Origin of the sequence: Sphingomonas ginsengisoli An et al. 2013, from assembly GCF_009363895.1 — a bacterium.
Lineage (GTDB): Bacteria > Pseudomonadota > Alphaproteobacteria > Sphingomonadales > Sphingomonadaceae > Sphingomicrobium > Sphingomicrobium ginsengisoli.
Genome location: NZ_CP045434.1, coordinates 70371 through 90680, shown reverse-complemented (window position 1 = coordinate 90680; position 20310 = coordinate 70371). Strand labels below are relative to the sequence as shown.

The window sequence follows — 20310 nt, the reverse complement described above, 5'->3', positions numbered from 1 at the left end:
ACTAGCCGACGGTTCCTTCGGCGCGCGCCCGCGCAGCGGCGCGATGTCCGTAGAGGAAGTAGAGCGCCACGCCGATCGCCTGGGCGATGACGAAGAACAGCTGGGTCTTCTGCGGCAGGCTATAAAAGAGGTAGAGGCAGCCGAGAATTCCGCCCACGCCGATCAGCGATGCGGCCGGCGCGCGGAACTTGCGCTCGGCGGCGGGATCGCGGCGGCGAAGCACCAGCATCGCCGCGCACACCGCAATAAAGGCGGCAAGCGTGCCGGCGTTGGCGAGCGCGGCGATCTCGTCGAGCGGGAAGATGCCCGCGACCACCGACACCACGGCGGCGGTGAAGACGGTGATCCGGACCGGCGTGCCCCGGCTCGACACCCGCGCCAGCACCGGCGGCAGCAGCCCGTCGCGGGCGACGGTGAAGAAGATCCGGCTCTGCCCGTAGAAGAAGGCGAGGATGACCGTCGGCAGCGCGATTACCGCCGACGCGCCGAGCAGCCGCGCCGCCCACGGCTGGCCGATTTCGCTCAGCACCAGCGCGAGCGGCTCGGCGCTGTGCGCGAAGCTCGCCACCGGCACCGCGCCGATCGCGGCCGTGGCAATCACCATGTAGATGACGACGCACAGCGCCATCGAGCCGACGATCCCGATCGCGAGGTCGCGGCCGGGGTTCTTGGCTTCCTCGGCGGCGGTGGCGATCGCGTCAAAGCCGTAGAAGGCGAAGAAGATGATCGCTGCGGCGGCCATCACCCCGACCTCGCTCCCGGCCGCGCCGCTGCGCGGGAAGCCGTTGGGCATGAAGGGGGTGAAATTGGCGGCGTCGAACACCGGCAGCGCGACCGCGACGAACAGAGCGAGCGCGGCGAGCTTCACCAGCACCAGGATTGCGTTCAGGGTCGCGCTCTCGCGGGTGCCGGCGATCAGCAGTCCGGCGACCACCCAGATGATAAAGACGGCCGGCAGGTTGATGAGGCCGCCGAGCTCGGGTCCCTTGATGATTGCGGCGGGCAGCGCCATCCCGATCCGCTCGAGGAAGCCGGCGGCATAGCCCGACCAGCCGACCGCCACCGCACTCACCACCAGGCTATATTCGAGGATCAGCGCGACCCCGATCATCCAGGCGATCAGCTCGCCGAACACGACGTAGGAATAAGTGTAGGCGCTGCCCGAGGCGGGGATCATCGTCGCCACCTCGGCATAGGCCAGCGCGGCGCAGGCGCAGATGATGCCGGCGATGGCGAAACTGAGGATGACCGCCGGGCCCGCCTTGCCGGCGCCGACGCCGATCAGGGTCAGGATGCCGGTCCCGACGATCGCCCCCACGCCCAACGCGACTAGGTGCGGCCACGACAGCGTCTGCGCGAGCCGATGATGCTCGGCCATGTCCTCGCGGGCGACCACCGCCTTGCGGAAATTCCAGTGCTTCACCCCGTGACCCCCTCAGTAATCTTTGCTCACCCGCACGTTGGCACTGGTCCGCCCGATCGTCGAGATGCTCGACAGTAGCGAGAGCCAGCGGGTGACCTGATATTCGACCCGCGTCGCGCTGTAGCCCTGCCCGTCGGTGATCACCTCGACGAACAATTTGCGGGTTAGATATTTGCCCGCGCTGATCGCGGTCTTTTGGCCCGTCGCGATGTCGGCGGGGAGGATGCGGAGGCGGTCGAGCCCGGCGGCGCGACGGATCGCGTTGATCGGGTCGAGGCTCCCGCTCCTGCCCTCGCGCAGGCCCGCGACCGCCGCCGCCAGCTGCAGCGCGTCGCCCGCCGACAGGTTGGCGATCGAGGTGCCGAACAGCAACCGGCTGAGCAGCTCGTCCTGCGGCAGTTGCGGGACCGAGGTGAAGCTGATCTCGGGCTTGAGGCCGGTGCCGCGGACGACCACGCTGGCGTCGAGGCCCTGGATCTGCGCCTCGGCGGCGATGTCGAGCTGCGGGTCGGGCGGGCTCTCGCCGCGGAAGCGGATAGTGCCGCGGCTGAGGCGGAAGCTGCGCCCTGCGAAGTCGTAGCTCCCCCGCACCAGGCCCGCAGTGCCGGTGAAGCGAGGCGCCGCGACGCTTCCGCCGACCCTGAGGTCGGTCGTCCAGCGGCTGTCGATGCCGAGTCCCTGCACCGTCAGCTCGCCGCCGCGCACCCCGACGTCGAGCCGCCAGGGCTTGAGTTCGGCCTCCTCGATCACCGCGTCGCTGTCGATCCCGACGTCGCGGACGGCGAGCTGCGGGACCGCGGCGGCGGCGCTCGCCCGGCCGAGGGTGAAGCGGCCGCGGTTGAGGCTGAGGTCACCGCTGATCGTCCCGCCCGTCCCGTCCGAGCGGATGGCAAGCGGGCCGGTGACGTCGGCGGCGATGTCGTCGCGCGCGAGGATGCGCGCCGCCTTCGTCTGGAACCGGAGATCGAGCGCCGGTCGACCGCCGCTTAAGTCGACCGAGCCCGCGCCGGCGATCGTCCCGTTACCCGGCGTGCGTCCCTGCAACTGCTGGAACACCAGCCGCGAGCCGACGAAATTGCCGCTCGCCGCCAGGTCGGTGATGACCGTTCCGGTGACCGCGCTTTCGAGCCGGGCCTGGGTGGTGCGGAGCGAGCCGCGGATCTGCGGGTCGACCAGCGAGCCGCGGACGTCGGCGCCGATCGCGACCGGGCCGGAGAGGTCGAACAGCTCGGTCCCCGACAGCCGCCACAGCGTGTCCGCAGGACCGGAATAGCGCAGCTGCGCGAACAGCGGGGCGTTCATCAGCGACGCGATCAGCGTGTCGCCGTTCAACGGGGCGAAGCGCGCCTGCGCCCGGCCGATGGTCTGGCCGTTGCTGACGGCGACCGCGCGCATTCCCGCCTGGCTGCCGTCGAGCACCGCCGCGATGCCGACGTCGATCGGCTGGCTGGCGAGCACCAGCCCGGCCCGGCTCAACCCACGCACCGTGACGTTTATCTGCCCGTGCGGGCGACCGCCGTTCCAGCCGTAGGCGAGCCGCCCCGAGGCGACCCCGCCCAGCTCGAGCCGGGGCCAGATGAGGTCGAGCACGCTCATCGGCATGGCCGACAGGTCGGCGCTCAACTGCGGGTTGCGGCCGGTAGCCCCGGCGACGGTCGCGCTGCCGCCGGCGAAGCGTAGCTGGGTCGGCGCGATGCGCCACCCGTCGGCGGTGGCGGTGAGCACCGCCGGGCTGGTCAGCGCCAGCGCCCGCCCCTCGATCGCGCCGTTGCCGCGAACCGTGATTTGTTCAGGGGCGACATCGGCGGTGGCGGCGAACTGGAAGGCATTGCCGCGGCGTCCGGCGAAGTTGGCGCGGACCTGCCCGCGGCCGTCGGTGAGACTGGCCGAGGCGGTCAGGCGGGCAAGGCTCACGCCCGTCGTCTCGAGGCCGCGCGCGCTCAATGTACCGTTCACGCTGGTGCGCCCGGCGACGATCAGGATCACTCCATCGAGCTCGCCTTCGCGCACCGCGAGCGCGGGCGGCCCGGCGCTGGCGAAGCCGCTCGCCTGCAGATGCGCCTCGATCCGCTGCCCGCCGCTGGCCGGGGCAAACAGCAGCCGGCCGCCGAGCCCGCCGCCGGTCAGCGCCAATTGCCCGGCCAGTGCGCCGCCGACCGGCTGAAGCTGCCCGCTCGCCCGCGTCCCGGCCACATCGAGCGCGGCGATCGCGATGGTCGCATCGCCGCCCGGCGGGAGCAGCAGCGACCCGCTGCCGGTGAACGGACCCAGCCGTGACCCCCCTGCCGCGCGAAAATCGAAGTTGCGCCCGTTGGGCATGAGCGACAGCCGCACGTCCTTGAGTCCGAGCGTGTCGTTCGGCCGCGCCAGCAATAGCTCGATCCGCGGCCGCTCGATCGGCCCGTCGAGGTGCAATCGCACCGGGCCATATTCGGCCTGTCGCCCGGTCGCGTCGATGACGAAGGTTCCGTCCTTGCGCCGATAGCCGCTTCCCGACAGCCGCAGCTTGGGGCTGAACAGTTGCAGCTCGGGGAAATGGAGGACGCCATCGGGGCCGCGCTCTAGCCGCGCCTCGATCCGTGGCAGCCCCCCGGTCATCGAACGGAAGAAGGCGTTGTCGAGCCGCCGGACCTGCGCTCGTCCGGTCCCGACCACCCGGCTGCCGTGGCCGCCCGGGCCCGGCTCGACATGCAACTGGCTGGTGACGTCGACCACGCCCAGCCCTGGGATGAAATAGCGCGCGAGCCCGCCGTTCACGAGGACGTCGAAGCGGCCGGTCGCGAGGTCGATCAGCAGCGACAGGTCGGCGCTGAGCTTGTCGCTCGTCAGCCGCAGCCGATCGCCGCGGATCGCCTGCGAGGTGAGTTGGAGCATCCCCTCGAGCCGGGCATTAGCGAGGATCGCGCTCGCATCATTGCCGATGCCGGTGATCGCCCGTGCCGCCAGCCGCAGCGGCACGCGCATCGGCCACGGGGTCAATCGCCCCCTCCCCTCGGCGCGGACGTCGGTGAAGCCGGTGTTGTCGAACGTCACTCCGGGCGAGGTCAGCCGGTAGCTGTAGGCGGCGCGGTCGAAGGCGCCGTCGAGCGTCCACACCAGCCGGACCTGGCGCCCTCGCATGTTGCCGAACAGCGCCTCGGGCCGCAGCAGATCGACCCCCAGCCGAAGTTGCCGGTAAGCACCGCCGGCAAGGTCGACCCCGCCTCGCGCCACCGCCCGCAGGCTCGCCGAGGCCAGCGTCAGCCGGCCGTCTAGCACCCGGTCGGCGAGCCGGCCTTCGCCGTCGATCGCGACCCGCGGTGCGGTCAGCCGCGCCAGCCGTCCCTTCAGCAACAGCGTCGGAGCGGCCTGCCCGCGCAGCCGGTAAAGCCCGCTCGTCGCCGCCAGCCGCAGCCGCGCGAACGGCTTGCCGGCGACGTCCATCTCGCCGACGCCGTTCCACTTCGACCACTGCCCCGCCCCGGCGATCCGCACCCCGAGCGGTCGGCGGATACCGGTCAGCGCCGGCACCAGCCCGTCGGCCGGCGCCGCGAGGTTCAGCCCGAGATCGAAGCGGTCACGGTCGGGCTCGGCGTCGAGCCGCAGCATCAGCGCATCGCCGCCGCCGCTCAGCCGCGCGTCGAGATCGACCATCGCCCGGCCGGCGCGGATCACCGCACGGCCGTCCACCGTGCCAATCCGCGGCGTTCCCGTGACGCCCTTGAGCAGCTCAAGCCGCGCGATTCTCAACCTGCCGAGTTCGATGTCGAAATCCGGCAGCAGCGGTCCGCGGCGCAGGCTCGGGCGAGTGACGGGCAAGCGCACCAGCGTCACCCGTTGCGCGTCGACGCTATCGATGTGGAGATTGCGGTAGAGCCACGCGCCCGGCGCCCAATCCACCGCAATGTCGGGGCTGGTCAGGAATACCCCGCGCGTATCGGCCACCGCGACGTTGCGCAGGTGCATGACGCCGAACAGCGACCCGTCGATCCGCCCGACCCGGATCTTGAGCCCGGTCGCCGTTTCCTGCTCGGCAAGACGGTCGGCCACCCAGCGGTGGCCGGGCGCGCTGTCGAGGATCGCTACCGCCACCGCCGCCAGAAGCCCGAGCAAGGCGACCAGCACTGCAAGCTCGGTCAGCAGCCGCTGCCACCACGGCCGCCGCACCCGCACGACTCGCACCGGCGCTGTGTGGTCGACGTCGTCCACTTTCAGAAGGCCTGCCCGAGGCTGACGGTCACCGCGATCCGGCTGTCGCCTGGGCGCCGGTTCAGCGGCGTCCCAACGTCGATCCGAATCGGGCCGAACGACGAATAATAGCGCACCCCCAGCCCCGCCCCATATTGCCAGCCGCTCAATTTGGGCAGGCTGGCGGTCGACAGCGTTCCGCCGTCGAAGAAGGGCACCAGCCCGAAGCTGCCGAGCCGCGCCCGCGCCTCGAGTGCGAATTCGGCGAGGCTGCGGCCGCCGATCGGGTCGCCGTTGGCGTCCTTGGGGCCGAGCTCCTGATAGCCGTAGCCACGCACCGAGCCGCCGCCGCCCGAATAAAAGCGCCGCGACGGCGCGATCCGGTCGCGGCTGGCGCCGACGATAGTGCCAAGCCGGATCCGACCTGCGGCGACGATCCGGCTGCTCAACGGCTGGTAGGCGCTCGCATCGACTTGCGTCCGGACATAGCCGAAGGCGCTCCCCTGCAAGCTCGCCTCGGGACTGACGCGCCCGCCGAGCCGGAAACCCTTGGTCGGATCGAGCAGATCGTTCGAGCGGTCCCAGGTCAGGCTGGCCGGCAGCGCGGCGATGAAGAAGGTACGGCGGCGGGGCAGGTTGGTCGACAGGTCGATGTCGCGCTCGTCCGAGGCGAGCAATTCGGTGCCGAGGCTCCACGTCCAGGTCTTGCGCCAGAGGAAGTTCGACTGCCGCTCGACCGTCGCGCCGACCTGCAAAGTGCGCGCCTCATAACCCGGGCGATCGAGATGACTGGCCGTGCCGAGCAGGGTCAGCACCCGGTCGCGTCGCCGCCAGTTGCTGAACCGCAGGGTCGAACTCGCGCTCTGCTCCTGCGTGCCGAGGACCGCAGTCAGTGTCAGCGCGCCTTCGGGGTTGATGATATTGCGGTGCTGCCAGCTCGCCTCGGCGCGGACCCCCTCGCCGGTGCCGTAGCCAAGCTCGCCCGAAATCGTATGGACCGGCGCCGGTTCGAGGCGGACGGCGAGGTCGACCGTGCGGCCGTCGGGCTGCGGCTCGAGCGTGACTTCGGCGGCGCCGACCAGCCCCGTCGCGATGAGCGCGCGGCGGAGATCGTCGACTCGGTCCTGGCGATAGCGGTCGCCGCGCTCGAAGCGGGCGATCGCCGCGACGTGCGCCGCGCTGAACGCTGGCTTGCCGCTGACCCGAATGCGGCCGAAGCGCTGGAATTCGCCGGTGGTCACCGGCAGCACCAGCCGGGCGAGGCCGGTGCGATGGTCGACCACCACGTCCTGTTCGCCCACTTTGGCGCGGGCGAAGCCGAGCCGGCCGAGGGCGACCTGCAGCGCGAGGCCGGCGGCGATCACCTGATCGGCATCGACCGGGTCGCCGGCCTTGACCGCGAACGCCTGCCGCAGCGCCGCGGCGTCGCTTCCCGCGCCCTCGAGCCCCGGCAGCTCGACCGCCTCGAACCGGTAGCGTGGGCCCGGCTTCGCCGCGAGGGTGATCCGCACTTGGTTGCCCGCCGCCGCCACCGACGGCTCAACCACCGCATCATAATGGCCGGTCGCGCGCAGCAACTGGGCGAGCAGCTCGGCATCGGCGCGCGCGCGGCGATCGAGCTGCGCGGCGTTAGCGCTCTTGTTGCGGTCACCCTGGAGCGCGGAGGATAAGCGAAAGCGGCGCAGCAGCAGCCGGTTGGCCTCGTCCTCCGGGCCGAGACCTGTGATTGCGTAAGCGTAGCGCCGCTCTTCGGCGAGCTGGTCGACCCGGCTCGGAGCTGGCGTGGTGGTGGCTGCGGGAATTCCCGGGACGGCGGCGTCGGGCTTGCCGAGATCAGGCCAGGCGACCCCGAGGTCGGGCATCGGGTCGAGTGGTGCCGAGGGATCGATCGCCGCCCCGGCGGTCGGTGGCGGCACGGGCGCGGAGGCCGGCGTCGGGGCGGCCGTCTCGGGGACGCCCTGCGCAGCGGCGGGCGCGCCTGCCAACCCCGCCGTCAGCGCGGCCACTCCCCTTGCGATCAGGTGCATCGCCGCCGACCCTAATGGCTGGCACTCGTCACCGCCACCCTGCGGCGCGTGGCGGTTGACGGCTAGTGGATGGTACCGTCCGGCTCGGTCGCGGTGAGGGTCACGATCACTCGCTCGATCTGCCGCCAGTGGCAGAAGCGGATGAAATTGTCGCGGTCGCGGCTGGCCTCGGCGCGGATCGCCGCTTCGAGCCCGGCATTATCGCCAAACCGCTCGACGAGGTCCTGCGCGTCGCGAAGCGCGGCGCGGGTCGGGATGAAGGCTTGCTGCATGACCGACGGAGTAGCCTACCGACCTTACCGCACCGGTCATCGGGCGTACTTAAGACGGCCTTCACCATCGCGTCCGCTTCTGCCAAGGGCCGCGGATGGAACAACGCTCTCCCCAGGCCGCCGGCTGCCTGCTCTTCCTCGCGATCATCGTCGGGCTGGTGATCGGGTTGTCGAAGGGCTGGACCGGACCGGCGCTGATCTACAGCGCCGCGGCCGGGATCGTGCTTGCGGTCGGCTATTGGCTCTACGACCGCCGCCGCACCGGCAAGTAGACCGTCAGGCGATCCGCCGGGCGCTCCAGATGACGCGGCCGATCACGTCGATGTCCTTGGGATCGCAGTCGGGCCAGTCGGCGTAGGCGGGATTGTCCGACTGCACCGTAACTCGCCGGGTGATCGGATGCAGCGCCAGCCGCTTGACCATCAGCACGTCGTCGATCCTGAGCACATAGATGCCGTCGCGCAGGCGATCGCGCGCGTCGCCGCGGTCGACGAGGATGTCGTCACCGTCAGTCAGCGTGGGCGCCATCGAGTCGCCTTCGACCCGGATGAGATTGAGTTCCTCGCGCGCCGCGCCGGTTAATTGCTTAAGCCAGCGTTCGTCAAAAGCGAAGAATGCCCGTTGTCGTTCATCGCCGTCAGCAAAGGCGCCGGGACCAGCCGAAGCGCGCACCGGAAGCGCCGGCACGCGCACCATTCCATCGAAATCGATGCCGATTTCTGGCCCGCCGAGCAGGATTTCCGGAACCCCGAAATAGCGCGCCAGCAAGCGGCGCTCATGCTCCGGCAGGCGCCGCGGCACCCCGCGCCGGATATATTGCTGGATGTATGCGGAGTTGCGACCGATCATCCGCGACAGCCCCGCGAAATCCTCGCCGCGCTCCAAACACAAGCGCTCCAATGTGGCCCGAGCCTCTTCCGTCATTTGTTTCCTTTAAGGACAGGATATTTCCTAGACAAGTGGCGTCATTATACATGACATACCCAGTAGGAAATAAATCTGCCGAGGTGCGCGAGCGGGCGCTCGTTGAGCTGGCCGAAAACCTGTTTCTTCAGTTGGAGCGCTTGGACCCAAGCGGGACGACTTGGGAGGAGCTAGGCGTCGGGGGTCAGCAGATTTACGTTCACGCTTTGCGACGGACCTTCAAAGACAAAGTCAAAGTACGCCTCGCCCTTGGGTAAGTCGCGCTTCGGGCCGATCACCGTATAGGTCGGAGGAAGGGGCGCTCCAGACCTGACTAGGTGCGAGAATAGCCTTATCTGGCATCCGATGTAGCCCTGCCCATTGATGGCGAGGTTGAAGGCCGAGACTTGGTGGAACTGGCGGCTAGTCGGCTGAAGAATCAGGTAGCGGTCGTCTGTTCCGCCCATGAGGTAGCCAAACAGATCGGCTCTGCCGAGAACGGCTTGAGGAAGCAGATCGCCCTCATTCCAAAAGCCATGCGTGACCAGATACCCATGCGCAATCTGGGCGAGCAGCATGTAGAATTCGGATAGCGGGATTATGATCGAGTGTAGCCCCCTCGGGTCTTGTCCAACCAAGTGTTCCGGCGCTGTGGGTATCAAGTACGGAATGGCTGCAATCAGGGAAGGGGCGCCCGGTTCGCAGCCTCGCAATATGCCCGGCGGAGCCAAAACGGGCAGCATGCTCAGCGCTGCATTATCTTGCGAGGGCACTTCGCGCAGAGGATCATCGTCGTTGTTGATTGTGCCGACCAGAACGGTGCCTTTCCCAGGCTTCCGCTTGCTGCTCGGGAATAGGTGGTGCTCACGCAGGCTGCGCCATAACTTGCGACAACAGGCCTCGTTCGCTTTGCAGGTAATTTTTGCGCAGTCCAAGCATGACGCGTCTTCAAGGACGCGGTGGCCGCCAAGACTGGACGGGATCACGTGTTCATCGGTGAGGGGCGGCACATCGGGCGGTTGCCTGAAGCAGTAGATGCATCGCCCAATGGTGCCGATGATCTCCGTCGGCGGAACTTCGTCTTTAGCTCCCTTGGGCATGCCTCCTTGTAATCAGCTGCTGGCGGAGTCGGCTACGGATAAACGACGTGGTTTTGATCAAGCCATACAACGTGAAAGGTGTCATCGATCAGTATCCCATGCACCCTTCCCCAAAGATTTGCAGACACCGAAAACTGATGCGCCTCATAAGCACGCAACTGTTCGTTTAGATGCGAAAAGCCTTCGGGTCTGGCGGTGTCGGACCAATCAATCGTGTGGTTGCGGACGGCTCGTCCTTGTGGGGTCGCAAACTCTTTGACGGTCCACCCGGAAAGGCTCTTCAAGCGCTCCATAAGCGCTTGAACATACCCTTCTTTGAAAGGTGCAGGGCACGCCTCATCATCGCTAGCGTCAAACAGGCGGAACGAAAATTTGAGAAGCGGCGGCTTGACCTCCGCCTTCTTGATACCGGAATCTGACTGAGCGGGAAGCTTACTCTTCTTCGGCTTCATTATAGCGATCGGTAGAAGCTCTGCGTGGTATCGGCGGAGATATAAGTCGAGCACGGATCAGAATCCGGAAGCCCGCCGCGAGCCTCGATCCAAGGCTGCTCGCGGTGCGTCATCAGCTCAAGTGCAACAGCACTTTCAGTTCCGAAGATCTCCAATATCTCGCTGCAATGCTCAGCAATGTCTGCGGACAGCTCGACCTCGGGCACGTCGCTCGTGATTGGGCGCCACTGGTGCTCCTTGAAGCGATGATACTGGCTAACCAGCACAGGGCCGTGAACCCAAGCCTGAAAGCGCTCACGAAAAAGCGGACGGTCCTTAAAAACCATGAACCAAGCATCAGCGTAATAGAGCAGCTTTTGAAGCTTCAGATTGGTCAGCAGTTCGCCACAGTCCCGACTCTCGCGCAGGAGGTAATTTGCGATCGCTTCAGGAGTGGACACCGGCTGTTCCATTTGTCCTCCTAACACATAGCAGATGAACGCTCTAGGTGCGTTTCGTTTTCCGAGTGAGCCTATCCAGCGCCCTCTCACCCGCGATGGGGTCGAGTTCGCCAGCCTGCACTAACCTTTCGGACTCGCGCCTGAACCTTTCGGCCTGTTCTTCCGGCGTTTCCGGGTTCTTCTTTTTTGGCATCATGCACCAGCTTGTTGGTAGGTGAGCCGCTTGCCGACGATACCCGACAGGATGCGATCGGCACGGGCGGAGTCGTCACAACCCAGCTTAGCACGATTGCTGTAGCGGAACTCAAACTCGGCCAAATAGCGATGCAAGTGCTTCTCGGCGCAGTGCTGATAGACGCCCTTCATGCCGCGCTTGAAAATGCTGAAAGCGCCCTCGATGGTGTTGGTGGTAATGTCGCCGCGCACATACTCTTTGCCCTGATGGTTCACCGCGCTGTGCTCGGCAAACTCGCGGCCAACCTTGCGATACAGCATGCGTTCGTCGGTAATCAGGCGGGCCTCGCGAGCGAGGTTGGCGCGGACAACGCCGATGATCTCTCTGCCACCGTCAACGTGGAACAGGCGGCTCTTGCCGCTCGCACGGTCAATCAGGCCCAGCACAGTCATTTTGTGACCCCAGCCACCCTTGGGAAGGCCGGCGCCCGCCTTGCGGCCAATGTAAGTCTCGTCGACCTCGACGGCCCCGCCGTCAGCACCGAACGGCGCCAGATCGCCTTCACGCATGGCCTCACGGATGCGGTGCGACATAAACCAGGCCGTCTTGAGGGTGACCCCAAGGATGCGATGAAGCTGGTTCGAGCTGATGCCCTTCTTGCTGCCAGCAACAAGGAATATCGCCTGTAGCCAGACGTTCAGTGGAACCTTGCTGCTCTCAAAGATGGTGCCGACGCGCACGGTGAACGGCTTGCGGCACTGGTAGCACTTGTAGAGGCCCGGACGGGTGGTCTTGCCCGCCAGCTTACCGATGCGCTCGACACCGCCACAGTGCGGGCAGTTCGGGCCTTCCGGCCAGACCCGCGCCTCGACGTAAGCAAAGGCGGCCTCTTCGTTGTGGAAGTGCGGGGCGGAGAGATTGCTGGCCATGCACCCCAGATATATTTCCTATCTGGGTATGTCAAGTATAACATCGCCAGACAAGTATGAAAGGGATAGTGACTTTGCGGGTGCCGCGTCGAGTTGGAGACGCCCGGGGGGCATTTAATATGGTCTTATTGCGTGAAGTAGAAAAATTCCTCCGTTCCAGAAACTTCAGTGCGGCGAGGTTCGGCCGCGAAGCGGTCCGCGACCCTCGATTCGTGTTCGATCTGCGTAACGGCAGAGAGCCGCGCCACCAGACAGTACAAAGGGTCCGTGCTATCTGGAGCAGGTTCAATGAGCCGTCCGATGCTCAGCAGCGCGGGCTCTGCGCTGCATCGTGCGCTCATGACGATGGTAGAAAACGAGCAAAGCAGGTTTTTGCTTACGAGTTGGTTAAGCGTCGACTGGCAATCGCTTACCTTCGTCGGCGAGCGCCACATGGCGAGCTTCGCGGTGCGGGGCGAACAGGCCCTGGAGCTGGCCGAGAAATTGGTTGCCGGCCTCGAAGAGGCCGAGCTGCCGCTTGGCGGAGGCCGGTTCGTCGCCGACCTCAAGGTCATCCACTGCGCCCCGGCGCGCGACGGCGACGTCGTGATCGAACTGGAAGCGTTGACCTTGTGCGAATGACCCTAGGGCCGGGCTTGGCGAAGCCCGGCCAGCGCCTGGCGCAGCGCGGCTCCGGCATCGGCATGGAGCGGGACGACCTCGGCCGCTTGGGCCGGTCGCTGCCCCATATGACGCTGGATGCGGGCCTCGAGCTCGCCCGGCGTCGGCAGCGGCCTAAGCGGCAGCCGCACTACGCCCTCGGGCAGCGCCTCGACCGCACCGTTCGGAAACTCGGGCAAAGCAAAGGTCGGCAACGCGAAGCGCCGCGGACGGCTTCCCGCCCAGCGCATCGCCCACAGCCCCATTGCAAAGCCCACCAGCGCGGCGCCGCCGACAAGCAAGGGGATCCCGGCGCGCAGTGCGCTCCAGCCGGTGGCGGCGGCAAGCAGCAGCGCCAAGGTCCAATCGATCGCCACGATGCCGACGCGGTCACTGTCCATCATGGCCGCAAACCTAGGCAAAAGTGGTTAGCGGTTCGTTGCTGCCAGCACCGCGCGCGCGAAATCGGCGCTGTTGGCTGGCCCGACTGCGGTCACGATTGCTCCATCGCGCTCGACCGGCCCCTCGGTGACTTTCGCGCCGGCGTTGCGAAGGTCGGTCCGGATCGAGCGCCAACCGGTCGCCCGCACCCCGCGCAGCAGGTCGGCTTCGATGAGCAGCCACGGCCCGTGGCAGATCGCGCCGACCGCCTTGCCCGCCGCGGCGAATGCGCTGACCAGCGCGACCGCCTCGGGCCGGGTCCGCAAGTGGTCGGGATTGATCAGTCCGCCGGGCAGCAGCAGCGCATCCCAATCCGCCACGGCGACCTCGCCGATCGTCAGATGGGGGCGGATCGTCCGCCCGGGATCGTCGAGCACGGTCGCCTGGATGGGGTTAAGCGACGGCGCCGCGAGCGCGACGTCGCACCCCTCCCCGCGCAGCAATTCCAGCGGCACGAACAACTCGTCCTGCTCGAACCCGTCGCTTGCCATCAACAGCATTCGTTTCGTCACGGGAACCGTCCTCTCGTCCGATGCGTCACACCGCCATGGTTCAACTTCGCCACTGCACCGACGACACGCCGGGCATCACCCGCCAGCAGATCAAGGGCAAGTGGGCCTATTATTCCCCCGACGGCGACCGCATCACCGACCGCGAGGAGATCGATCGGCTGAACGCCATCGCGCTGCCGCCGGCCTATACCGACGCCTGGTTCTGCCCCCACGCCAACGGCCATATCCAGGCGACCGGGCGCGACGCCAAGGGGCGCAAGCAATATCGCTACCACGCCGATTTCCGCGCCCGCCAGGACAAGCACAAATATTCGGGCGCGATCGAGTTCGGCGCCGCGCTGCCCAAGCTGCGCCGCAAGGTCGACGCCGACCTCAAACGGCGCACGCTCGACAAGGACGCTGTCGTCGCGGCGGTCGTTCGCCTGATCGACACCAATTTCATCCGGGTCGGTAACGAACAATATGTGAAGTCGGGCAAGAGCTTCGGCGCGACCACCCTGCGCAACCGCCATCTTCGGCGGGAAAAGGGCAAGCTGATGATGCGCTTCAAGGGCAAGCACGGCATCGTCCACGAGGTGCCGATCGCGGACAGTCGACTCAAGCGACTGGTCGGCAGGATCGGCGAGCTGCCCGGCCAACATCTGTTCCAGTACCTCACCGATGAGGGCGAGGCCTGCCCGATCACCTCGGCCGACGTGAACGACTATATCCGCGAGGCGACCGGCGGCGACTTCACCGCCAAGAATTTCCATACCTGGGGCGCCAGCGTGATCGCCTTCGAGCAGATGCTCGAGGCGCAGGAGGAAGAGCGCCGCAAGATCAGCCTCAAGACCGTGCTCGAGCCGGTTGCCGAAGCGCTAGGCAACACCCCGGCGATCAGCCGCAAGAGCTATGTCCACCCCAAGCTGATCGAAGCCGCCCGCGACAATCCCAAGCTGCCGCTCGGCGAGGTCAAGCGCCCCCGCCCGCGCAAATGGCTGTCGAGCGAAGAGGTCGGATTGCTCGACTTCCTGATGAAAGGCGCCCGCAAACGTCGCACGGCCGCCAAGCCCAAGGCCGTCGAAGCGGTGATCAAGGCTGCGGACAAAGGACCGGCCAAGGTCGATCGGGTCGCCGCCGCAGCCTAGGGCCACCCGCCCAACCTTGACCCCTTCCCGCCTCGCCGCCATCCCGCGCGCATGGTCAGGAAGCTCCCCACCGTATTCGACTGGATCCTCGCCAACCTCGACGGGCTGGCAGTCGGCAGCCTGGTCGCGCTCGGTCTTGTCGGCCTGATGCTGCTGGTCCGCCTCGGCGGGCAGAAGCTGATCGCCAAGGACCCCACCGTGCTCCATTGGCGGACCGTGGTCGGCCGCGTCCTCGCCAAGACCACCATCCTCTTCATGGTCGCCGCCGCGCTCGAGATCGTGGTGACCTACGCTCAACCGCCCGCGCGGTTCGAGCGGATCTTCGACATCCTGTTCACCATCGCCTTCGCGCTGCAAGGGGCGATCTGGGGGCGCGAGCTCATCCTCGGCGTGATCGGCACCCATGTCGGCGAGCGCCCGGGCGAAACCACCCTCGGCAACGCGCTGGGCGTGATCCGCGTGCTGGTCAGCGTCGCTTTGTTCGGAATCGCGCTGATCGTCATCCTCGACAATCTGGGTGTCAACGTCACCGCTTTGGTCGCCGGGCTCGGCATTGGCGGCATCGCCATCGGCCTCGCCGCGCAGGGCATCTTCTCCGACCTGTTCGCCGCGCTGTCGATCCTGTTCGACCGCCCGTTCGCCGCGGCGACACCATCCGCTTCGACACCACCACCGGGACGGTCGACCGGATCGGCCTCAAGACCACCCGATTGAAGAGCCTGACCGGCGAGACCGTGATCATGGCCAACACCAAATTGCTCGAACGCGAGATCAGGAACCTCGCCGAGGGTAATGAGCGTCAGGAGACGCTGCGCTTCGGGCTCGTCTACCAGACCGCGCCCGACACGCTGGCGCAGGTGCCGGCGATGGCCAAAGCCGCTGTCGAGGACCAGCCCGGCTGCAAGCTCACCCGCTGCGTGCTGACCGGCTTCGGCGCGTCGAGCCTCGATTTCGAATTGCTGTTCACCCACAAAGGCCGCGATGCCGACCGCTTGTTCGCCAGCCGCCAGGCGATCGTCCTCGACCTCCTCCGCCGCCTCGCCGCCGCGAAGATCGAGTTCGCCTACCCCTCCCACACCACTTTCACCGCCGCCCCCGACGGCCGCCTGGTCATGCCCTACGCCGCTCCTTTCTCCGATAGTTGTGTCTAGGCGTTTGCAGCTGAATTGTCAGAGAACCAGAAAGGGCGAGGCGAGAGCGCACTTTCCGAGGCTATCCTGTAAACCTGTACTTATTTGCGATGCGCCGCTGGGTGACAATCATCAAAGGGACGGCGGGCAGCGAAGTTCTGACCGGCACGGCCGGCGCTGAAACTATCTCCGTGTTGGGCTTTCATGACCTGTTTCACAGCGGCAGCGCTGACAATCAGTTCCGGGAAGGGGCTGGTGATGACGTTCTGATCTTCTACCGCCTCGATCAGCGGCTCGTGGAAGCATCCGGATGATCGGCGGGGCTGACAATCATATCATCACGTCCTAGAGTCACGCCACCGGCAACGTGACGATCGAGGCTTGCGCCTGTGACGATCTCGTTCGATTGTTCTGCAGCACCAACCATGATGTCATCACACTTAGAGACGGCCGCGATGTGCTGGACCTCATGCGCTTACAGCCGTCGGCGGTCGACGGCACGTTGCGCGAGATCACCGACTTTGCGCGGACGCGAATTGCGACACGATCCTGTTCGATGCCTGCATGGCGCTGCCGCACAACTTGCTCGTGCTTCGAGGAGTTTCGATCGGCACGCTGGTTGAGGAGAATTGCTGCGGATCATCTTTAAATGGGTTTGCCGCCGCTCCCTTTACCTCTCCGGCGTAGCCGCGCCGATACGCTGACCGCTGCTATTGCGACGACACCATCAGTTGGGGCGGACGGCAACGGTGTCCTAACGCCTGCATCGATGGCGGATAAGGCCATGATGCCCTTAGCGACGGCTCTCGCAACGTTGTAGTCAGCACCGGTGACGGTAATGGCATCATCGATCTCAAAGCGGACATTAGGCCTCGACACAAATTCAAGATCAGTTTCGCATCTTTCAGAACGTTCGCGCTCATAAGAAGCGGTGCGGTGGCTAAACCTGAAACGATGGCGTCGAGGCTGTGGATGGCCGGTTCGTTGCAGGCGACTGACACGTTGGGCTGACCGAGCCATTCGTTCACCTGACCGTTGCTGTCGCGTAAACAGCAGGTTGGCGCGGCGGTCGCCGCTGAAGCCTCCGGTGCAGGCAACGTCGAAGTTGGTCGTCAATGCGCAGGTCGGTTTACCGCTGGTGCTGAACGTCCCGTCGGCGCGCGACCCGTCGGAGTTGAGACCGAACCAGTGTCCCTCAGTCTACGCGGCAGTGGTCGTCTGCGCGCAGACTTCGAGCAACATGAGACCCGGGCATCCGTCGCGAAACGCCCCTCGTCCCTAGAAGAACAGGGAATGATCGGGCTGGACGTGCCAGTTGAGCCCCAGGTTGTTGTACGAGTTGGCGGCGTTGCCGATATAGTTGCCGTTGGCCTGGCCGAGCCAGTCGGTCACGTCACCGTTGGTGTTGCGCCACAGGACGTCGTCACGACCATCGCCGTTGTAGTCGCCGGTCCCGACGACAGTCCAGCCGGCGCCCGGATTGTTGTACGAGTTGGCGGCATTCCCGGCGAAGTTGCCATTCGCCGTGCCGAGCCAGTTGGTTATGTCGCCGTTGGTGTTGCGCCACAGGATGTCGTCGCGGCCATCGCCATTGAAGTCACCAATCCCGACGACGGTCCAGCCCGCGCCCGGATTATTGTACGAGTTGGCGGCATTGCCGGCAAAATTGCCGGTCGTCGTGCCAAGCCAGTCGGTGACGTCGCCGTTGGCGTTGCGCCACAGGACGTCGTCGCGGCCATCGCCGTTGAAGTCGCCGGTTCCGACCACGGTCCAGCCGGCGCCGGGATTATTGTACGAGTTCCCCGCATTGCCCGCGAAATTCCCGTTCGCCGTGCCGAGCCAGTTGGTCACGTCACCGTTGGTGTTGCGCCACAGGATGTCGGCGTGGCCGTCGCCGTTGAAGTCGCCGATCCCGGCCACGGTCCAGCCGGCGCCCGGATTATTGTACGAGTTGGCGGCGTTCCCGGTGAAATTGCCGGTCGCCGTGCCGAGCCAGTTGGTCACGTCACCGTTGGTGTTGCGCCACAGAATGTCGGCGTGGCCGTCGCCGTTGAAGTCACCCGTCCCGGCCACGGTCCAGCCGGGACCGGGATTGTTGTACGAATTGCCTGCATTGCCGGCAAAGTTGCCATTCGCCTCGCCAAGCCAATTGGTGACCGTGCCGTCGTCGTTGCGCCACAATACGTCGCTCTTGCCGTCGCCGTTGAAGTCGTTGGCGACCGCCGAGCGGTGCTCAGCAATCGTCTGCGCGACGACGTTGTTGGCGTTGTCATTCCACACAACCTCATAGCCGCCGCCGGCCAGCGCATGGAGGCTCGAGAAGTTGCCGGTGGTGTTGCTGATGCTGGTGGCGGCGCGCACCGCAGTGCCGCTGGTGCCGAACTCGCGCACGTAGATGTGCTGATCTGCGCCACCGCGGAAGGAGATGGCGAAGCCGCCGTCGTGAAGCGCCGTCAGGCCGTAGTCGTTGATGTTGGTGTCATTGACGTAGGTGACCGTGCCCGTCGTCGTGGTAACCGTCGCGGTGGACGGTTGATGTGTGTCGGCCAGGGTGAATTCGTTGCCGATCGCCGTGCCGGTGCTCGATAGCAGCTGGCCGTGAATCTGCACGGTCGCACCACTGTAGTCGAGCCAGGTCACGATCGCGTTGCCATTGTCGAGCACGCTGACGTGCGGAATGCCCTGAATGCCGGTGGAATTGGTGTTGATCTGGAACGAGGCGCCCGTCGCCGTCCCGTCCGCGGCGAACAATTGCCCCCGAATCTCCCCCGACCCGGTGGCCGATGCGCTCTCCGAGGAGCCCACTCGCCAGACTTCTAGGAAGCCGCCGTTGGCGAAACCGGCGATGCCCGGCGACTGCGTAGTGACGCCGCTTGCCGACGAATCGAGCGTGAGGATTGCCGTCGCGGCGTTGCCGCTCAAGTCGAACTCGCGCGCATTAAGCGCCGAACCCGGACCCTCACCGCCGTCCCACGTCACGACCAGCTTATTGCCGGCCAGAGTCAGTTCGGGCTGCGAAACGTAAGTCGACGAGCTGCCACCGGTCGTCGATGCCGAAATCACCGCCGAGGAGGCTGCGCCGGTTGAGGTGAAATACTGCAGGGCGATGTCGCTAGTGGTCGCGTAATTGCCCGCGGAATCGGTCGACAGAATGCGCACGCTAGCCACCGCAAACCCGCCGTTCGGCAAGGCGATGACGTCGACGTTGCGAGGAAATTCGACATTAATGAAGTCATTGAAGACGGTGAAAGCGGCGCCCTGCGGATTGCCGAAGGCGTCATACACGCGAGCGGTGACGTCGCTCTTGATGTCACCGTCGCTGGTCTGCCAGACGACCACGTAGCCGCCGCCAGCTAGGCCGACGGTCAGCGGAATGGCATCGAGCGCTGGGGCACGCGCCGGTTGAACCGCCAACTCGTTGCCGAACTCGTTGAAAAACATCACTCAACTCCTTGACATGAGTGGCCGGCACGTAGCCGCCGCTCGCGACGCCCGTTCGCCTTCATTCAACCGAACAGCGGTGAAAATGAATGTGACAGAACCCCAATGACCCCAGATATTCCCCGGGTCTTCAATGCGGTAAAGCTTTGCGTAGTAAAGAGTTCCGGCCTGTCCGATGCCGGGACGATGTAAGAGGGCAACTGTAGTCTTCGCGCCACAGCCCCGACGCCAGGAGGTACGCGCTTGCGGTCCGTCGTTCAGCCGCTACACCTTGTCCATGCCCACCGCTTCCCTCGACACCATCCGCGAGCATGTCGGAAAATCGCTCGGCGCCTCCGGCTGGATCACGGTCGGCCAGGACCGCATCAACCTCTTCGCCGACGCGACCGAGGATCATCAGTTCATCCATGTCGACGAGGCGCTCGCCGCGCAGACGCCGTTCGGCGGGACCATCGCCCACGGCTTCCTCTCGCTCTCCTTACTGAGCCGGATGGCGGCCGACGTGATGCTCGTGCCCGACACGACCAAGATGGGCGTCAACTATGGCTTCGAGCGGGTCCGCTTCCTGAGCCCCGTCCGCGCCGGCAAGCGGGTCCGTGGCCACTTCACCCTCGCCAGCATCGAGGAAAAGCGCCCGGGCCAGTTTCAGTTCGCCCACGACGTCACCGTCGAGATCGAAGGCGAGGACAAGCCCGCGCTCCAAGCGACCTGGATCGGCCAGGTCTTCGCCTAGGCCAGGCGTTCAGCGTGGCAAGGTTTTCAGATAGAAATAGGCGATCAGCGCAATCCCGGCGCCGATGGGCGGGCCCCAGCGGGTCAGCAATTGCATCGCGCGTGAGCTGCCGAGCTGCTTGGCGAGGTGCTGGTGCACTTGCTCGCGTACATGATCGATGGCGAAGGCTGTGTGGTTGCCAGTCGCGGCGATCCGCTCGAGGTCGCGATCGACCGAAGCCAGCACCGCGTCTACCGGCACGCCGCCTTTTCCGATGAGTTCATAGACGAGCTTGCGCCGTTCACCGTTGAACTGCCCCTCGATCTTGCGCGCGGCAGCATCGTCGGCCGTGCTGCAATAGCGCTGATAGCCGGCAAGATCGTCGGCCAGGTCCATCAGCGGCCGGTAGTTCGCCGCCAC

At 66.1% G+C, this 20310-nt stretch carries 20 protein-coding genes; 7 read left to right on the top strand and 13 right to left on the bottom strand.

What is annotated here, in order from left to right:
- Nucleotide 1: 1 nt before the first annotated feature.
- The 4 genes from GCU42_RS00445 to GCU42_RS00430 form a co-directional block, all read right to left on the bottom strand.
- Nucleotides 2-1378, bottom strand: a complete 1377-nt coding sequence (locus GCU42_RS00445; RefSeq protein WP_114228418.1) for an amino acid permease — start codon at nt 1376-1378, stop codon at nt 2-4.
- 57 nt (nt 1379-1435) lie between these two features.
- Entirely contained in the window at nt 1436-5611 is a 4176-nt protein-coding gene (locus tag GCU42_RS00440; RefSeq protein ID WP_240309512.1) for a translocation/assembly module TamB domain-containing protein, read from the bottom strand.
- Nucleotides 5612-5613: 2 nt separating this feature from the next.
- Nucleotides 5614-7617 carry a BamA/TamA family outer membrane protein gene (locus tag GCU42_RS00435; RefSeq protein WP_114228346.1) on the bottom strand — a complete coding sequence of 668 codons (2004 nt, stop codon included), beginning with the start codon at nt 7615-7617 and terminating at the stop codon, nt 5614-5616.
- A gap of 62 nt (nt 7618-7679) precedes the next feature.
- Nucleotides 7680-7889, bottom strand: a complete 210-nt coding sequence (locus GCU42_RS00430) for a hypothetical protein (protein WP_114228347.1) — start codon at nt 7887-7889, stop codon at nt 7680-7682.
- 95 nt (nt 7890-7984) lie between these two features.
- On the opposite strand from GCU42_RS00430, the gene GCU42_RS14905 reads away from it, so the two are divergent.
- Nucleotides 7985-8161, top strand: coding sequence for a hypothetical protein (locus tag GCU42_RS14905; protein WP_162789290.1), 177 nt, complete (start codon nt 7985-7987; stop codon nt 8159-8161).
- A gap of 4 nt (nt 8162-8165) precedes the next feature.
- Here GCU42_RS14905 and GCU42_RS00425 read toward each other — a convergent pair whose 3' ends face one another.
- The 5 genes from GCU42_RS00425 to GCU42_RS00405 form a co-directional block, all read right to left on the bottom strand.
- On the bottom strand, nt 8166-8813 hold the full coding sequence (locus tag GCU42_RS00425; protein WP_114228348.1) for a S24 family peptidase: 648 nt from the start codon (nt 8811-8813) through the stop codon (nt 8166-8168).
- 170 nt (nt 8814-8983) lie between these two features.
- Nucleotides 8984-9892 (bottom strand): hypothetical protein, encoded by a 909-nt coding sequence (locus GCU42_RS00420; protein ID WP_152569405.1) that lies wholly within the window; start codon nt 9890-9892, stop codon nt 8984-8986.
- A gap of 32 nt (nt 9893-9924) precedes the next feature.
- Complete coding sequence (locus GCU42_RS15195) at nt 9925-10344, bottom strand: hypothetical protein (RefSeq protein ID WP_205214998.1); 420 nt, start codon at nt 10342-10344, stop codon at nt 9925-9927.
- Complete coding sequence (locus GCU42_RS00410; RefSeq protein WP_114228350.1) at nt 10344-10796, bottom strand: Panacea domain-containing protein; 453 nt, start codon at nt 10794-10796, stop codon at nt 10344-10346. The genes GCU42_RS15195 and GCU42_RS00410 overlap by 1 nt, the downstream gene beginning before the upstream one ends.
- Nucleotides 10797-10976: 180 nt before the next feature.
- On the bottom strand, nt 10977-11888 hold the full coding sequence (locus GCU42_RS00405; protein ID WP_114228351.1) for an IS1595 family transposase: 912 nt from the start codon (nt 11886-11888) through the stop codon (nt 10977-10979).
- Nucleotides 11889-12176: 288 nt separating this feature from the next.
- Here GCU42_RS00405 and GCU42_RS00400 point away from each other — a divergent pair, with 288 nt between their 5' ends.
- Nucleotides 12177-12509 carry a hypothetical protein gene (locus GCU42_RS00400; RefSeq protein WP_152569404.1) on the top strand — a complete coding sequence of 111 codons (333 nt, stop codon included), beginning with the start codon at nt 12177-12179 and terminating at the stop codon, nt 12507-12509.
- 2 nt (nt 12510-12511) lie between these two features.
- Here the strand turns inward: GCU42_RS00400 and GCU42_RS00395 are convergent, their stop codons facing one another.
- Both GCU42_RS00395 and GCU42_RS00390 read right to left on the bottom strand, forming a co-directional pair.
- Nucleotides 12512-12931, bottom strand: a complete 420-nt coding sequence (locus GCU42_RS00395; protein WP_152569403.1) for a hypothetical protein — start codon at nt 12929-12931, stop codon at nt 12512-12514.
- A 24-nt stretch (nt 12932-12955) separates the two neighbouring features.
- Complete coding sequence (locus GCU42_RS00390) at nt 12956-13480, bottom strand: DJ-1/PfpI family protein (RefSeq protein WP_240309513.1); 525 nt, start codon at nt 13478-13480, stop codon at nt 12956-12958.
- 20 nt (nt 13481-13500) lie between these two features.
- Here GCU42_RS00390 and GCU42_RS00385 point away from each other — a divergent pair, with 20 nt between their 5' ends.
- From GCU42_RS00385 to GCU42_RS00375, 4 genes are all read left to right on the top strand, one after another.
- Nucleotides 13501-14607, top strand: a complete 1107-nt coding sequence (locus tag GCU42_RS00385) for a DNA topoisomerase IB (RefSeq protein WP_114228355.1) — start codon at nt 13501-13503, stop codon at nt 14605-14607.
- Nucleotides 14608-14658: 51 nt separating this feature from the next.
- On the top strand, nt 14659-15321 hold the full coding sequence (locus GCU42_RS15300) for a mechanosensitive ion channel domain-containing protein (RefSeq protein WP_114228356.1): 663 nt from the start codon (nt 14659-14661) through the stop codon (nt 15319-15321).
- Nucleotides 15261-15758, top strand: a complete 498-nt coding sequence (locus GCU42_RS15295; RefSeq protein WP_114228421.1) for a mechanosensitive ion channel family protein — start codon at nt 15261-15263, stop codon at nt 15756-15758. Before GCU42_RS15300 ends, GCU42_RS15295 begins: the two co-directional genes overlap by 61 nt.
- Nucleotides 15759-15847: 89 nt before the next feature.
- Nucleotides 15848-16051, top strand: a complete 204-nt coding sequence (locus GCU42_RS00375; RefSeq protein WP_114228357.1) for a hypothetical protein — start codon at nt 15848-15850, stop codon at nt 16049-16051.
- Nucleotides 16052-17015: 964 nt separating this feature from the next.
- Here GCU42_RS00375 and GCU42_RS00370 read toward each other — a convergent pair.
- Entirely contained in the window at nt 17016-19178 is a 2163-nt protein-coding gene (locus GCU42_RS00370) for a beta strand repeat-containing protein (protein WP_152569401.1), read from the bottom strand.
- Nucleotides 19179-19455: 277 nt separating this feature from the next.
- On the opposite strand from GCU42_RS00370, the gene GCU42_RS00365 reads away from it, so the two are divergent.
- Nucleotides 19456-19911 carry a MaoC family dehydratase gene (locus GCU42_RS00365; RefSeq protein ID WP_114228873.1) on the top strand — a complete coding sequence of 152 codons (456 nt, stop codon included), beginning with the start codon at nt 19456-19458 and terminating at the stop codon, nt 19909-19911.
- A 9-nt stretch (nt 19912-19920) separates the two neighbouring features.
- Here the strand turns inward: GCU42_RS00365 and GCU42_RS00360 are convergent, their stop codons facing one another.
- Nucleotides 19921-20310 (bottom strand): hypothetical protein, encoded by a 390-nt coding sequence (locus tag GCU42_RS00360; protein ID WP_114228872.1) that lies wholly within the window; start codon nt 20308-20310, stop codon nt 19921-19923.